Origin of the sequence: Neobacillus sp. GCM10027624 (assembly GCF_042675345.1) — a bacterium.
Taxonomy (GTDB): domain Bacteria; phylum Bacillota; class Bacilli; order Bacillales; family Cytobacillaceae; genus Neobacillus; species Neobacillus cucumis_D.
Map to the genome: position 1 here is coordinate 126,187 of NZ_JBHTHD010000002.1, position 13,875 is coordinate 140,061.

The 13,875-nt window shown below is 40.6% G+C and carries 13 protein-coding genes and 1 pseudogene; 4 read left to right on the plus strand and 10 right to left on the minus strand.

Annotation, left to right across the window (positions count from 1 at the left end; all coding sequences use genetic code 11):
• The first annotated feature begins 239 nt into the window (after positions 1–239).
• Positions 240–917, plus strand: coding sequence for an SOS response-associated peptidase (locus tag ACFQZ9_RS00650; RefSeq protein ID WP_498941858.1), 678 nt, complete (start codon positions 240–242; stop codon positions 915–917).
• A gap of 195 nt (positions 918–1,112) precedes the next feature.
• On the opposite strand, the gene ACFQZ9_RS00655 is transcribed toward ACFQZ9_RS00650, so the two are convergent.
• Positions 1,113–1,643, minus strand: coding sequence for a hypothetical protein (locus ACFQZ9_RS00655; RefSeq protein WP_498941859.1), 531 nt, complete (start codon positions 1,641–1,643; stop codon positions 1,113–1,115).
• Positions 1,644–1,863: 220 nt separating this feature from the next.
• Here ACFQZ9_RS00655 and ACFQZ9_RS00660 point away from each other — a divergent pair, with 220 nt between their 5' ends.
• Genes ACFQZ9_RS00660 through ACFQZ9_RS00670 form a run of 3 tightly spaced genes read left to right on the plus strand, consistent with a single transcriptional unit; the run spans position 1,864 to position 2,622 of the window.
• A complete protein-coding gene (locus ACFQZ9_RS00660) occupies positions 1,864–2,097 on the plus strand; it encodes a hypothetical protein (RefSeq protein WP_198313463.1) in 234 nt (77 codons plus the stop codon).
• Between the two features lie 5 nt (positions 2,098–2,102).
• Positions 2,103–2,336 (plus strand): spore germination protein, encoded by a 234-nt coding sequence (locus ACFQZ9_RS00665; protein ID WP_198313462.1) that lies wholly within the window; start codon positions 2,103–2,105, stop codon positions 2,334–2,336.
• Positions 2,337–2,385: 49 nt separating this feature from the next.
• Entirely contained in the window at positions 2,386–2,622 is a 237-nt protein-coding gene (locus tag ACFQZ9_RS00670) for a hypothetical protein (protein ID WP_498941860.1), read from the plus strand.
• A 49-nt stretch (positions 2,623–2,671) separates the two neighbouring features.
• On the opposite strand, the gene ACFQZ9_RS00675 is transcribed toward ACFQZ9_RS00670, so the two are convergent.
• From ACFQZ9_RS00675 to ACFQZ9_RS00715, 9 genes and pseudogenes are all read right to left on the minus strand, one after another.
• Positions 2,672–3,778 (minus strand): M24 family metallopeptidase, encoded by a 1,107-nt coding sequence (locus ACFQZ9_RS00675; protein WP_498941861.1) that lies wholly within the window; start codon positions 3,776–3,778, stop codon positions 2,672–2,674.
• A 27-nt stretch (positions 3,779–3,805) separates the two neighbouring features.
• A pseudogene (locus ACFQZ9_RS00680) lies at positions 3,806–3,945 on the minus strand (proline racemase family protein); the annotation flags it as partial.
• Positions 3,908–4,270: a cupin domain-containing protein gene (locus tag ACFQZ9_RS00685; RefSeq protein ID WP_498941862.1), complete on the minus strand. Its 363-nt coding sequence runs from the start codon at positions 4,268–4,270 to the stop codon at positions 3,908–3,910. The gene ACFQZ9_RS00685 and the pseudogene ACFQZ9_RS00680, both read right to left, overlap by 38 nt.
• Before the next feature lies 1 nt (position 4,271).
• Positions 4,272–6,020: a hydantoinase B/oxoprolinase family protein gene (locus ACFQZ9_RS00690; protein ID WP_498941863.1), complete on the minus strand. Its 1,749-nt coding sequence runs from the start codon at positions 6,018–6,020 to the stop codon at positions 4,272–4,274.
• 2 nt (positions 6,021–6,022) lie between these two features.
• On the minus strand, positions 6,023–8,068 hold the full coding sequence (locus ACFQZ9_RS00695) for a hydantoinase/oxoprolinase family protein (protein ID WP_498941864.1): 2,046 nt from the start codon (positions 8,066–8,068) through the stop codon (positions 6,023–6,025).
• A gap of 148 nt (positions 8,069–8,216) precedes the next feature.
• Complete coding sequence (locus tag ACFQZ9_RS00700; RefSeq protein ID WP_498941865.1) at positions 8,217–9,566, minus strand: MFS transporter; 1,350 nt, start codon at positions 9,564–9,566, stop codon at positions 8,217–8,219.
• Positions 9,567–9,618: 52 nt separating this feature from the next.
• On the minus strand, positions 9,619–10,059 hold the full coding sequence (locus ACFQZ9_RS00705) for a DUF3830 family protein (RefSeq protein ID WP_498941866.1): 441 nt from the start codon (positions 10,057–10,059) through the stop codon (positions 9,619–9,621).
• A 16-nt stretch (positions 10,060–10,075) separates the two neighbouring features.
• The gene (locus tag ACFQZ9_RS00710; RefSeq protein WP_498941867.1) at positions 10,076–11,731 is read right to left on the minus strand and encodes a hydantoinase B/oxoprolinase family protein; all 1,656 of its coding nucleotides are present in this window, start codon (positions 11,729–11,731) and stop codon (positions 10,076–10,078) included.
• Positions 11,728–13,764: a hydantoinase/oxoprolinase family protein gene (locus ACFQZ9_RS00715; RefSeq protein ID WP_498941868.1), complete on the minus strand. Its 2,037-nt coding sequence runs from the start codon at positions 13,762–13,764 to the stop codon at positions 11,728–11,730. The genes ACFQZ9_RS00710 and ACFQZ9_RS00715 overlap by 4 nt, the downstream gene beginning before the upstream one ends.
• Positions 13,765–13,875 lie beyond the last annotated feature (111 nt).

The window sequence follows — 13,875 nt, forward strand, 5'->3', positions numbered from 1 at the left end:
TCTTGGTAGATAAATCTTGGAGGTAAATAGAAATCGTACGTGTAGGATAGCGCTTTCAATTTAATAAGAAGATTCTATGTTGGAAGGTTAACATATAAGGTGTGATTTTTATGGTAGTCTTTTAGTTTGGATTACTTTAAAAATAATTTAAATTTTCTGTCTTGTCAATAGAATTTAAATAAAAACTTTGAAAAATGATCAAAAACTTTGTTACACTCAATTACAGAGGTGATTTTTGTATGTGTGGCCGATTTACGTTAACTGCAACTCTTGAGGAAGTTTTGGACCGCTTTGATGTTCATTCCTTTTTGGATGAGGAACTGTATAGTCCAAGTTATAATATTGCACCCTCTCAACAGGTTTTAGCCATCATAAATGATGGAACGATGAATCGGATGGGGTTTTTAAAATGGGGTCTCGTCCCTTCATGGGCAAAGGATGTAACCATTGGCAACAAATTGATTAATGCCCGGTCTGAAACTTTATCAGAGAAACCAAGCTTCCGGGATTCCTTTAAACGCAAACGCTGTTTAATTGTAGCTGATAGTTTTTATGAATGGAAACGTTTAGAGGATCGCTCAAAAAAGCCGATGCGTATAAAGCTGAAAAGCAATCATTTATTTGCGATGGCGGGAATTTGGGGCACCTGGAAATCGCCTGATGGTAAGCCCCTCTATTCCTGCTCAGTCATAACAACCCAACCCAATGAAATAATGAAGGATATTCATGACCGTATGCCTGTCATTCTCAAGCCGGAGGATGAAAAAATATGGCTGGATCCCTCTGTTTCAAACCTAGAATATTTAATGGGATTTTTAAAACCATTTGATGAACGATTAATGGAGGCCTATGAGGTTTCGTCTCTAGTTAATTCGCCTAAGAATAATTCAATCGAGCTCGTCCAAAAAATTTGTTAGACCCATTTTTAAATAATATTTTTTAAATATAGGACAAGTAAACTACATCGACGTACAAGCATCAACATACTTTGTAGTAACCCAAACATTTTTCCTTCTAACGAAAGTGGAAACGACCACTTTCGTTTTTTTTTTGTGGTGTCCCAAGTTTTAGGGACACCACTTCATTTTTAAAATTCAGCAGGAATGGCTTATTTAACCGTGAAAGCCTCCCATTGCCCCCGGTACAGAACCAGGGAAACCTGTCATTCCGCCTTGTGGACCAAACATTTGGGTTCCCCCTACTCCTGGGAATCCTGGATATCCATGGTATCCTCCAGTCCCAGGGAATCCTCCATAACCACTGTAGCCAGGATAACCTCCCATGCTTCCATATCCTCCATATCCTGGGAATCCACCCATACTTCCAAATCCATGTCCTGGGAATGTTCCCATTCCTGCATGACCGGGAAGTCCATGCATCCCATCAAAACCGTGACCTGGGAAACCACCCATTCCATGCATCCCATCAAATCCATGACCAGGAAAACCAGTCATTCCATCCATACCCATCATACCGGGAACTCCACCCATACTACCCATACTACCCATGCTACCCATACCTGTCATACCGGGAACTCCTCCCATGCTACCCATACCTGTCATACCTGCTCCAGGAACTCCACCCGTGCTTCCCATACCAGGGAATCCACCCATCGCTCCTGTACCCATTTGATTAAATGTCATGAAGCACACTCTCCTTTTTATAGGTTACAGTCTAGACTATGTCAACGAAGGAAAAAGGCATAGGCGGCTACCCAAATATAAAAATAAATCTGCCTTTGTATGCAAAAAACGAATAGGTTGGCCCAATCTTTAAACCTGTTATTTTTTCACCATTAAACGAATAAACTTTAAAAATATCGTATTTTATTCTCTTAAAATGCTGTAATTTGGAGGACAAAACATGTTTTTTATTCCAACAAAGATTAATATTGGCGGTTTGAAACTGGGTAGTCCTGATCATGCTTCATTGGTATCCTTCGGGGAGAATTATATTGTTGGGGTTAATGTGACCGGCAAAAAAAATCAAGGCTATGGCCAACAAATGGCTGACTTAACTACGATTATGATTCCGGTCCATGCGACATATGATGACGAACCATTTGATTCACCAAGAGTGAAAATAAACAGGGAGTGATGGAAATGATTGTTGGGCCTTATGCGATAAATCTTCTTGGTTTTAAAGTGAATGCGATTGATAACTCTTCCTATGTAAATTTTGGCCCCAATCAAATAATCGATGAGTTAGTTGCCTATAAACGAAATCAGGGAGTTGGCGAACAGAATGGTGATATATCACCGGTCAATATTCCTATTTCATGGGTTGTCGATCCAGATGTTGCTGATTCAAATTCCGCAAAAAACAGCGTGATTTAAACAAAAGCCAGGATTTTTTGGATATGTCTGCTTCCATGGGGTGATTTTGATGGTTATATTTGCACCGACAGAAATCAATTTGTTGGGTTATAAAATAAATGTGTTTGACCACGCATCCGTCATGAATATAGGTGCAAATCAAATTAGGGACCAGTTTGTCAGCTATAAAAGAAATCAGGGATTTGGAGAACAAAATGGCGACATCGTTCCCATTTTTATTCCGATCTCACTTGTTTATGATAGTGATTTAAATGACACATGGATTACGAAAAATAGCATTATTTAAAAAAGGAGTGAGGAATCGGGTTGATTCTTCACTCTTTTCTTCTGTAATTTTAACCAATCCTTATTAACTCGGTTGGAAATGTGGTTAATACTTTTGCTTTTCCATCTTCTCCAATATAAACATCTTCCTCAATTCGTACCCCGCCATATCCTGGGATATAGATACCTGGTTCAACTGTAAATAAGAATCCCGGTTCTAAGATTGTTTCATTTTTTTCATGCATGGATGGTTCTTCGTGTACTTCCATGCCTAGACCGTGACCGACACGATTATTAAAGTATTGACCGTATCCATTAACCTTAATAACATTACGTGCAGCAATATCCACACTACCTGCTGTTACTCCTGCTTTTGCCGCATGGACGCCGGCATTTGTTGACTCTCGAACAATGTCATAAATTTTACGTTGTTTAGCGGTCTCCTCGCCTAAAATGAAGGTTCGCGTAATATCGGAGCAATAGCCATCAACGATGACACCCATGTCAATTAAGATGAATTCACCTTTCATCATTTTTTTTCGATCCGGACGGCCATGCGGTAAGGATGCTTTCTCCCCTGAGAGAACAATCGTTGTAAAGGATGGGCCATCAGCGCCAAATTTTCTCATTAAAAATTCCAGTTCAGCAGCTAAGTCTTGTTCTGACATTCCTTCATTTACTTTTTTGATCCCTTCTGCCATTACTTTTTCAATCACTTGTACAGCTACTTGAACCTTATGACATTCTTTTGCAGTCTTTCTCATACGCTGACCTGACAAGAATTCTCCAATATTTTGATAGCTAAAATCGGAAAATATGGAATGTAGTTGCTCTTGTTGAAATAAACTGATATTTTTCGTTTCTAAACCGATTTTTCGAATGCCTTCTCCAACAGTATTTCTGAGAACTTGGTACGGATTTACTTCATCAGTGATGGGTACCAGATTTTGAATGGTCGAATTTTTTTCAGCTGCTTCTTTGTCTAGAGCAGGTACAAATAGATATTGATTTCCGTTACGAAGATCTAGGACCAACGCCATAAAGCGCTCGTGCGGATCAGAATTAAAACCTGTATAGTAAAATACATTTTTAGGAGAATTGATGATCGCTAAATCTACTTGTTGTTGATGTAAATGCCCCATTAATTTGTCTAATCGTTGTTGATACTGCTCTTTCATTATGAAACACTCCTATATTTATAAAAATTATGCTAATAAAAAACCTTGCTTCATTGGATCTATTTGATCGATGACAAACTGGTGAAAACCGATTATAAAGGCCTGACCAGTTACTTTGGAATAACGGCATCATATTGGTCTACGTTTGTTTTTTCCAGTACCTCGCCCCACTAATACCCAGATAATTTCACAATCTTCATTACTTTCGTTATAAGCAATATGTTCCTGACCGGCAGGAATAAAGGTGGCTTCTCCACTAGAAACCCGATAGGTTTTTCCATTGGTTTCCGTGACGATCGATCCCTTTACAATAATTGAATATTCGTTTTCTCGATGATTCGAAACACCCGATAATGGGACCCTTTTTCCTGGAGGTATGGTTACCGTACCCATTCTCACATTTCCAGAAAGGTATTCCTGTGAAAATACTGTCTTTAACGGAACAGCCGCACCGCGATCGATTTGAAGCTCATCAATCTTTAATACCTCCATCCTACTCCCCCCTCTCTAAACGTTCCAGTGTCAAACCTTCAACAGTATAGGTTTCAGCGGTCACGATAACACCATAATCGTCTTTTGCTTGTTGTATGGAAATAAAACCATTTTTCACGTCTTTTGCTACCTTTTCAGCAGGTCGTTTGAATGGATCACCATAACCGCCACCAGTTGCAGTAACCAATTTAACTATATCCCCGGTATTTAAAGGGTATCTTGGATAAATACCATATGGTCCATCCACTTCTCCATTTGCCTTTTCAACATAAAACTTATTCGCTGAACCGTCTTTACCATCTTTAATTCCCCAAGGAACAAACTTATGGCGTCCAAATGTAATAGAAGCTTGTTGGTTATCTGTTAATGCTTTGTAGGAACGAATGACACCCGCACCGCCAATATATTCCCCAGCTCCAGCACCATCGGTATGCAGGCTGTACTCATCCACCAAAACTCCATATCTTGTTTCAGCGACCTCAACCGGAACATTATAGGTTTCACCATCTCCGATACAGAATTGTCCCTTTTGTCCGTCCTGGCCTTCAGCTGCACCCCAACCGCCTACAGATGGTTCAACGATTAGGAATGGTTCCTTTGTATCAGGATGTAATCCAGACAAGACAACAGAGCAAACAGATAATAAATGACCTGCTGTTAATCTATGAGGAATAACCGGTGCAAGAGCTTTCCAAATTAAATCAGCCCCAGCCTGCATGCTCTCCCAATAAATCGATACAGGAGCAGGACGTTCGGCTGAAAGAACAGATCCCTTGTCTGTAATGACTTCTAGCAAACGGAATACCCCATCGTTAGCATCTTGAGAAGGGTTTGTAATGGCCATAAATAATGCTCGAACGGCTGATACGAGGGCTGTGTAAGAGCAGTTAATTGGCCCTGGTACTTGCGGGTGACTTCCTCGGAAATCAGCAATAAATTTTTCGTCTGTAATGGTTACCTTCACTTTTACTAAAAATGGTCCATTGCCGAATCCATCATCATCAATATAATTTTCCGCCTCATAGGTTCCTTTTGGTAATTTCCTAAGTTCTTGCCGTGCAAGCTGTTCACCATGGTCCAGCAAATAATCAATCGATGAAAGAACAAACTTTTTCCCATGTTTTTCACATAGTTCTTTTACACGCTTTTCGCCAGTTTTTAACGCGGCAACCTGCGCCCACATATCTCCCAATGATAATTCAGGGAAGCGCACATTTGCTTCGATGATATCAACTATTGCCTGATTGATTTTTCCTTCCTCAAAAAGTTTTACACAAGGGAACTGCAAGCCTTCTTGAAATATTTCTGTTGCATCATTACTGTAGGATCCGGGGTCTTTACCCCCCACCTCAGTCCAATGTGCCTTATTTGCAGAAAAAGCAACAATTTCTCCTTCATAGAAAATAGGCATTACCAGCCCTACGTCAGAGAGATGGGATCCTCCACCGCCATATGAGTCATTGATGATGATGATATCTCCTGGCTTTAATTTCCCATCGCCAAATTTCTTCAGTGTTTGCTTAACCATATCTGCCAACATTCCGATAAATCCTGTTACCCCGTTACCTTGCGTTAATAACTGTCCTTTTGCATCGGTAAGGCCGCTTGCATAATCAAGGACTTCATAAATGATTGGGCTCATTGAGGTTTTCGCTAAGGCGATAAACATTTCATCACCAATCGCAATTAATGAATCTTTTATAATTTCGAGTGTAAATGGATCAACCTTTGTTTGTACAACTTGTGTCATTTTCACTCCACCCCCGTGTCAATAATTAAATTGCCATAAGTATCTACCATTAACGACTGACCTGGATAGATTACTGTCGAAGCTGACGACTCCTCCACAATCGCTGGGCCTGAAACAAAAGCAGCTTTTCCTAATAAAATGCGATGATACACATTGGTATCCATCCATCCATGTTTTTCGTAATAAACGGGACGAGTTTCTTTCATTGCATCTTCCGCATTGCTTGAACCTGTTTCCAGTTTTTTTATTTCTGGTTTTACAACTTTTCCAAAAGCAGTTAAATGCAAATTCACGATTTCTGTTGGTGTACCATCAAGCTTAAAGGTATAATGCTGCTCATGAAGGTTTCCAAATCGTTCCACGACTTCGGAAATGGTTGCTGCGTTCCAATCTCCATTTGGAACTGGAACCTTAACCGTATGCTCCTGCCCAAGGTAACGGACATCGGCAAACCTTGTGAATAATACCTTGTTTTCCTCAAAATTTTCATCCTTGAATTGTTCTACCGCTTTTGATTCCAGTGACTTCCACTCATGGTTTAATTCACTTATATCCACTTGATTTAGTCTTCTAATATAGGTTTGGATGTAGTCGTGACGCAAATCTGTCATAAGCATGCCCCAAGCAGAGAAGACTGAAGAAGCAACTGGAACAATTACTTTCTTTACACCTAATTCTTTTGCCAATGCGGGTGCATGCATAGAGCCTCCCCCACCAAAGGCAACTAATGAGAATTCACGAGGATTATGACCCTTCCGAATTGAAATAAGCTTTAAAGCATTTAACATATTAGAATTGGCAATCCGAATAATCCCCAATGCCGCTTCTTCCATTGACATACCAAAATGATCCGCAACCTTTTCCTTAATAGCAGTTTTGACTTTTTCTAGATCTACTGTATAATCGAAGTTTTCAGGTGAGAGTCTTCCTGTTACAAGATTGGCATCCGTTGTTGTCGGTTCAGTTCCACCTTGACCATACGCAACAGGTCCAGGTAATGCACCGGCTGATTGTGGTCCAACCTTTAAAGAACCTGCACCATCAATCCATGCAATGGAACCTCCTCCATTTCCAATTTCAACAATGTCTACAACTGGAACTTTAATTGGGTAGCCTGCGTTACGCTCATTTTTTTCAATAAAGTAATCAGTTGATACCTTTACCTCGCCGCTATGGATTAATGAACATTTGGCTGTGGTACCGCCAATATCAAAGGCAATAATATTTTCCTCTCCAATGATTTCACCTAAAACAGCAGCCCCATAAATCCCGGCAACCGGTCCAGATTCAACCATACTAATAGGTGTTTGCTTAGCACTATTAAATGTAGTTGTACCACCGTTAGATTGCATAATATAATTTTGGCTATTAGTCTCATTTTCTATTAATTTTGTTTGTAAATGGTTCACATAGGAAGCAGCAATCGGTTTTACATATGAATTTAGTACTGTTGTGCTTGTGCGTTCATATTCCCGCCATTCCTTGGTTATCTCGTGTGAAGCGGTTACAGCTACTTCTGGCCAAAGTTGTTTAATTAATTCAACGGTTTCTATTTCATGAATTGGGTTGACATAAGAATGCAGATAAGCAACTGCAATCGCTTCTACCTCTTCTTTTTGAAAATACTCAATAATTTCTTTTAACTGGTCCTTATTTAATGGATCCAATACTTCACCTTTATAATTTAGGCGGCCCTCCACTTCTTGACGTAAATATCTCTCCACAAAAGGAGCAGGCTTTTGATAGCGAACATTAAACAAATCTGGCCGATTTCCTCTAGCAATTTCAAGAACATCGCGAAATCCTTTTGTTGTAACCAATCCTGTTTTGACGCCTTTTCTTTCCGTTAGTGCATTAATAATGACTGTCGTACCGTGTATAAATGTTTGGATTGCTTTTTGATCAATTCCACTTTTTCCAATAACATTGATAACACCTTTTTCAAAATTTGGAGGGGTTGTATGACTTTTTGCTACTCCAATTTGACCATCTTCACTAACGTAAACTAGATCAGTGAAAGTTCCTCCAATATCTGTAGCGACACGCATAATACTCCACCTTTCTATAAAAATTGTTTTATAATATCCAGTTAAAAATTAGCTAGTGTTAGAACACAAAGTAAGATTCTACCCTCAAAAAACCACCCTTTGCCAAAAGCAAAGGAGTGATTTTTAAATAATTTAATAGTCTTGCCGTCTATTCTAGTATCTTTCCTTCCGTCTCATGGATAAAGAGCATCGTGATAATGGTGACGACGACAAATACTTCAATAAAGGAAACCGTTGCACCAAATGTCCAGCCTAAACCAATGACGAAACCAATGATCGATGGAGCAAAGGTATTTGCCCAGCGCTGTGATGCTGCTCCGAAGCTGTACCCCGCACCGCGAACATTGGTAGGATAAATTTCGCCAAACCAAGTGTTCCATACTGCCCATGCACCTTGGTTAAAGAATGCAAGAAGGAAATTAAATGCATAAAGTTCGAACATATTTGATGAAAAGGCGAATAAGAAACCACTAATTGCAGCACCTGTAACAAAAGTAAATAGGATCTTTTTACGGCCAAATTTCGCAGTAAGATGTGATGCTGCCATATATCCAGGAATTTGGATAAGCGATGTGATTGCAAGAAATCCTAAGCTTTGGGACATAGACAATCCTTTTTGCTGTAATAAGGTTGGAATCCATGTATATAATCCCCAGTAACCGAAAGAAAGTGTAAAATTGACAATGGTTTGAAGAGTAGTAGTTTTAAATAGTTTTCCTTTAAAAATTTCAAAGTAGTTTGCTTGCTTTACATTTAAAACCTCGAGCTTCGTATTTTGATCAATTTGGATGCTATCTTTACTCAAATATTTAATGACCGCTTTTGCTTCCTCTTGTCTGCCTTTACCAGCTAACCAATAAGGAGATTCCGGAATCTTTATCAGCATAAGTCCCCACAGACCTGCTAAGGAACTTATTAACATGACAATTCTCCATCCAGCAAAGGAACCTTCAAACTCCAAAAATAATGCTGTTACCCCAATGGCAAGCATAACACCGAAAGGCCACCCTGCAGATAAATAGCCTCCTAATTTTCCGCGCTCTTTAACCGGCAGCATTTCCTCGAAATATGGGAAAATACAGACCAGCATTCCTGAAAGTGCAAGCCCTGCTAATAGCCTGCTGGCATAAAGCATTTCAAAATTCACCGAAAACACGCTAATTAAGGAAAACAAAGTATAGGATAACAAACTATACATCATCGTTTTTTTGCGGCCGATCTTATCCGAGAAAAACCCCCATATATAAGCCCCTGGAATCATGCCCAAGAATATAGCACCGATAATCGACCCTGTTTGCACAGCAGTCAATTTAAATTCTGCTGCAATTGCTCCACTGGCAAATATAATGATCATCATTTCCCATGCTTCAATGATAAAAGCAAAGAATAATACAAAGCCCACAAAAGCGTGCCGTTTATTAAAGGGCATACTCATGAATAATTCGCCGACCTGAACAGATGAACCAGGCTTAGATTTTACTAATGTGCTATTTACCATGTATAAACCATCCCCTATACTGAAAATTCAGAAATTAAATCTTATAACGGTCTTACTCTTCAAATCTATCTACATAAATTTTTTCCGTTCCGGAGAGCCACACTTTTTCCCCAATTTCTATAAGCTTCTGAATCTCTGAATAATCCACTTGGGCAAATACGTTAACCGGCTCGTTCCCCTTCATGCTCCTGGCTAATTCAGCTCCATAATAAATGGCCAAGACCTGGGGAGGGTCACCGAACCCTTCCCAATCCCAGTCTCGCCAATAACAAATCTCGCCGATACTTGTATAAATGGTTTGATTTTCCCGTGGGATGCATTGGGTATCATGATATGAAAAATTAATCTCACGTCCCGACCATCTGGAGTGAGTTACCACACTTCCCAAAGGAAGAAGATTCCAAATACGTTCACATGTCTGAGGTGCCTGGCTCTCATTCAATGAAGCCAGCACCTCTCCCCCACGCTCAAAGGTAATTTTTATTTTTCTCATAGTTTCCCTTAGGCCCCTAAGGAAGAACAACATATTCGTTTCTTCGATCACTTTCAATTCGCTCCGCTGCTCGGTTGGATGGGTCGCCGAAACCGCCGCCGCCGCCTGTTTTCACGATTACACGATCCCCTTTGCTAAGTGGCATGCTGTTAACTTTTAAAATATGTTCTACATTATCACCAGAGATAATTTCAACATCAGGTCCCATTCCAGCCTGACCGCCGAATAGCCCCCAAGCCGGTGTCTTTGAACGTTCAAACCATAGGGAGACATTTGCGTTCTCGCTTAAAACTTCATACTCACGGACAACACCTAATCCTCCGCGGTATTCTCCTGCACCGCCCGAATTATTTCGTAGTGCATATTGATTGACCCGCAGCGGATATTTAGATTCTAACACCTCAATTGGAAGGTTTTTGAAATCACCACTTACATGGTTAATTAAGGCTGACTGACCATCACCGCAATCAAATGCTCCCCAGCCGCCAGCTGTTGCTTCAACGCTCAAAAACTGTTCATCTGTTTGATCATCTATGCCGGCAAAGGTAACAACCATTGAATCCCCGTAGTGCGCTCCGGCTGCTTTTTCTTTCATAACCGGAGAAAGTGCCTTAATGATTAAGTCGATTAAAATACCCAGCGGTGTAAAATACCAGCCGCATGGAGCAGGTTCTACCGCATGGAAGATCGTTGCTTCCGGTGCAATGATCTTCATTGTCTTGAAGTTTCCGCCTGTTACAGGGGTATGAGGGCTAATTAAATCCTTAAATGCTACCCTGCATGCTGATACGGTTTGGGCGAAACCGCAATTCGTTTGGCCTGAACGCTGTTTGCTTGAACCAGTTAAGTCAATCGTAATATAGTCGCCATTTACCTCAACTTTTACTTTGATTAAGATTGGTTCATCCTTTACTCCGTCGTTATCAAGGTAACCTTCTGCTTTGTAGATTCCATCAGGGATACTGCGAACCACACTGCGGTCCATTTCCTCTGATTGTTTAAAAATATCATGTACACAGCGGTTAATCCGATCGATGCCGAAGCGCTCGATCATCTCCTTAAATCTTTTCTCACCGGTTCTGCATGCAGCAATTTGCGCATTCATATCGCCTAGTGCAGCATCCTGGAAACGATTATTGGAAACAATTAACCGAATTACGCCTTCCAATGGCTTTCCATTATCATAAATTTTTGTAGGAGGAATCCTAATGCCTTCCTGATAAATGCTGGTTGCATCCATTGGATAGCCAGGATCCTTTGAACCAATGTCTAACCAGTGGGCACGGTTTGCCGTGAACCCTACTAATTCATTTTCATAAAAGATTGGTGAAAAAATGGTTACATCATTTAAGTGAGTCCCGCCAATATAAGAATCATTCAGGATGTAGACATCCCCATCTTTATATTGGTCAATCCCTCCAATGACCTTCGTTGTAGTCTTAATACATTCATCAATATTACCAAGAAAAATAGGTAATCCCGCCGATTGGCCAAGTAATTCTACATCTCGGTTAAATAGACAGACACTGCAATCCTTCATTTCATAGATAATCGGTGAAAATGCACTTCTGGCTAAACTAGCATTCATTTCATCCGCAATGGATGTTAGGGCATTACGAACGATTTCCGTTGTAATCGGATTCTCTAAAAATACTGATTCTTGCGTGATCATACTAGAACCTCCTGTCCAACCGTCTGTTTGACAATTTCTATATTTTGATAGTCATCAATGCGGATATGATAATTTGGCTGAATGACAATGGTTGAGTTTTTATCTTCAACAATCGCCGGCCCATTAAAGAAGTTTCCATTTTGTAAGGCGTCTGTTGTATAAACATTTGTAGATGTTACCTGGTTATTCCACACAACATTTCTTTGTGATCTTGGTTCTGCAAGACAATCCGCTTTATCTTCCGATTTCACATATTCTATTTTTTCAAGATCCCCGAAAGCCGTTGTTCTCAGGTTTACAATCTCCGTAATTCCCGATGGGTTGTTATGGCCGTAAATTTCTAAATGCGCGTTATGAAAACTTGCCTCAAGCTCCTTGAGATCATTTGCTATATTTATAACATTAACGGTATACTCTTGGCCGGCATAGCGAATATCCGCGCTAAATTGGAAACGAACCTGATCTGTTTTAATATTTTGTTGGTTAAGCACATGAATGCTATCCTGCTTCATTTCCTCATAAGAAGATACCAATTCGGCTTTATTGACCGCTCCCATTGTTGCAACATAGTTCCGAACCGTATCATAGCGGATATCCGCCTGAAGCATTCCCCATGCCGAGAACGTTCCGGATACGCTTGGAACAAATATTTTCTTGATATCAAGCAATTCAGCAATTAAAACCGCATGCATCGGACCTGCGCCGCCGAATGCAACTAAGGTAAAATTTCTTGGGTCAATTCCGCGTTTTACGGTTAAAGTTCGAATGGCATCAGCCATTTTCGCATTGGCAATATCACAAATTCCTTCAGCCGTCTCCTGAACAGACAGGCCAATTTGGTCGGCAACCGTTTTAACTGCAGCTACAGCGGCTTCACGGTCAAGCTTCATATCTCCGCCTAAAAAGTTATTTTCATCAATTCTTCCAAGGACGACGTTCGCATCCGTCACCGTCGGCTGTTTACCGCCCTTGCCATAACATGCAGGTCCTGGGGAAGACCCTGCGCTCTTCGGACCAACACGTAATCCGCCTGCCTCAATCCAGGCAATCGAACCGCCGCCGGCACCAATTGTGTGAATATTAACCATTGGGGACAAGATTGGAAACCCTTCCATAATCGTTTCTGCTGTCACATCCGGCTGTCCGTCAACAATCAGGCTGACATCAAAGCTTGTTCCGCCCATATCGACACAAATTAAATTTTTGTCCCCTGTTAGTTTAGTTAAGTTCATCCCGCCGATGGTTCCGCCGACCGGGCCAGACATTAAGGTTTGTAAAGGCAGCTGTTTGGCAATTTTCGAAGTCATGACACCGCCGTTTGACTGCATGATGTAAATATCTTTCTTAAATCCGCGCTTTTCTACTTCTTTTTCCAAAATCGTTAAGTATTTTTTTACAATCGGCGCAATATAGGCATTAATAATGGTCGTACTTACACGCTCATATTCGCGCCATTCCCGTGCGATATCACTGGATAACGACACAGGTATGTCGAGTTCCTCTTCAAGTGCTGTTCTGATGAACTGCTCATGATTCGGATTGCGGTAGGCATGCAGAAGGCAGACAGCAACTGCATCATACTGCTTTTCCTTAAGTTCACTGATTACAGCACTTAAGCTGTTTTGGTCAAGGTCGGCAATAACCGAACCGTCTGCTGCAATTCTTTCTTCGATTTCATAAATATGTTCACGATCTACCAGCTGTTTCGGCTTATTGTATTTGACATTATACATTTCAACCCGATTCGCTCTGCCAATCTCATAAACATCGCGGAAGCCCTTGGTAACAACCAGTGCAACATTTGCCCCTTTCCTTTCAAGAAAAGCATTCAAGCCGGATGTTGTTCCGTGAACAAAATATTCAATCTCCTCAAGATTGCTTACATAATGTTCAATCGCCTCCAATACACCTTCGGCTAAATTATGCGGCGTGGTTAATGTTTTTTTGGTGTGATATACATTTTTTAGACGATCATAAACAACCAGGTCGGTGAAGGTACCTCCAATATCTACTCCAAGACGGTAACGTGACATGAATTTCTTCAATCCTTTCCGTTTAAAATACATTTTAAAAATTGAGCTTCTAGCGGCAGTATGCAGTTTCATTTTTTCAAAGTCGTTCTGTTTCTTCCTAACTGAAACTGT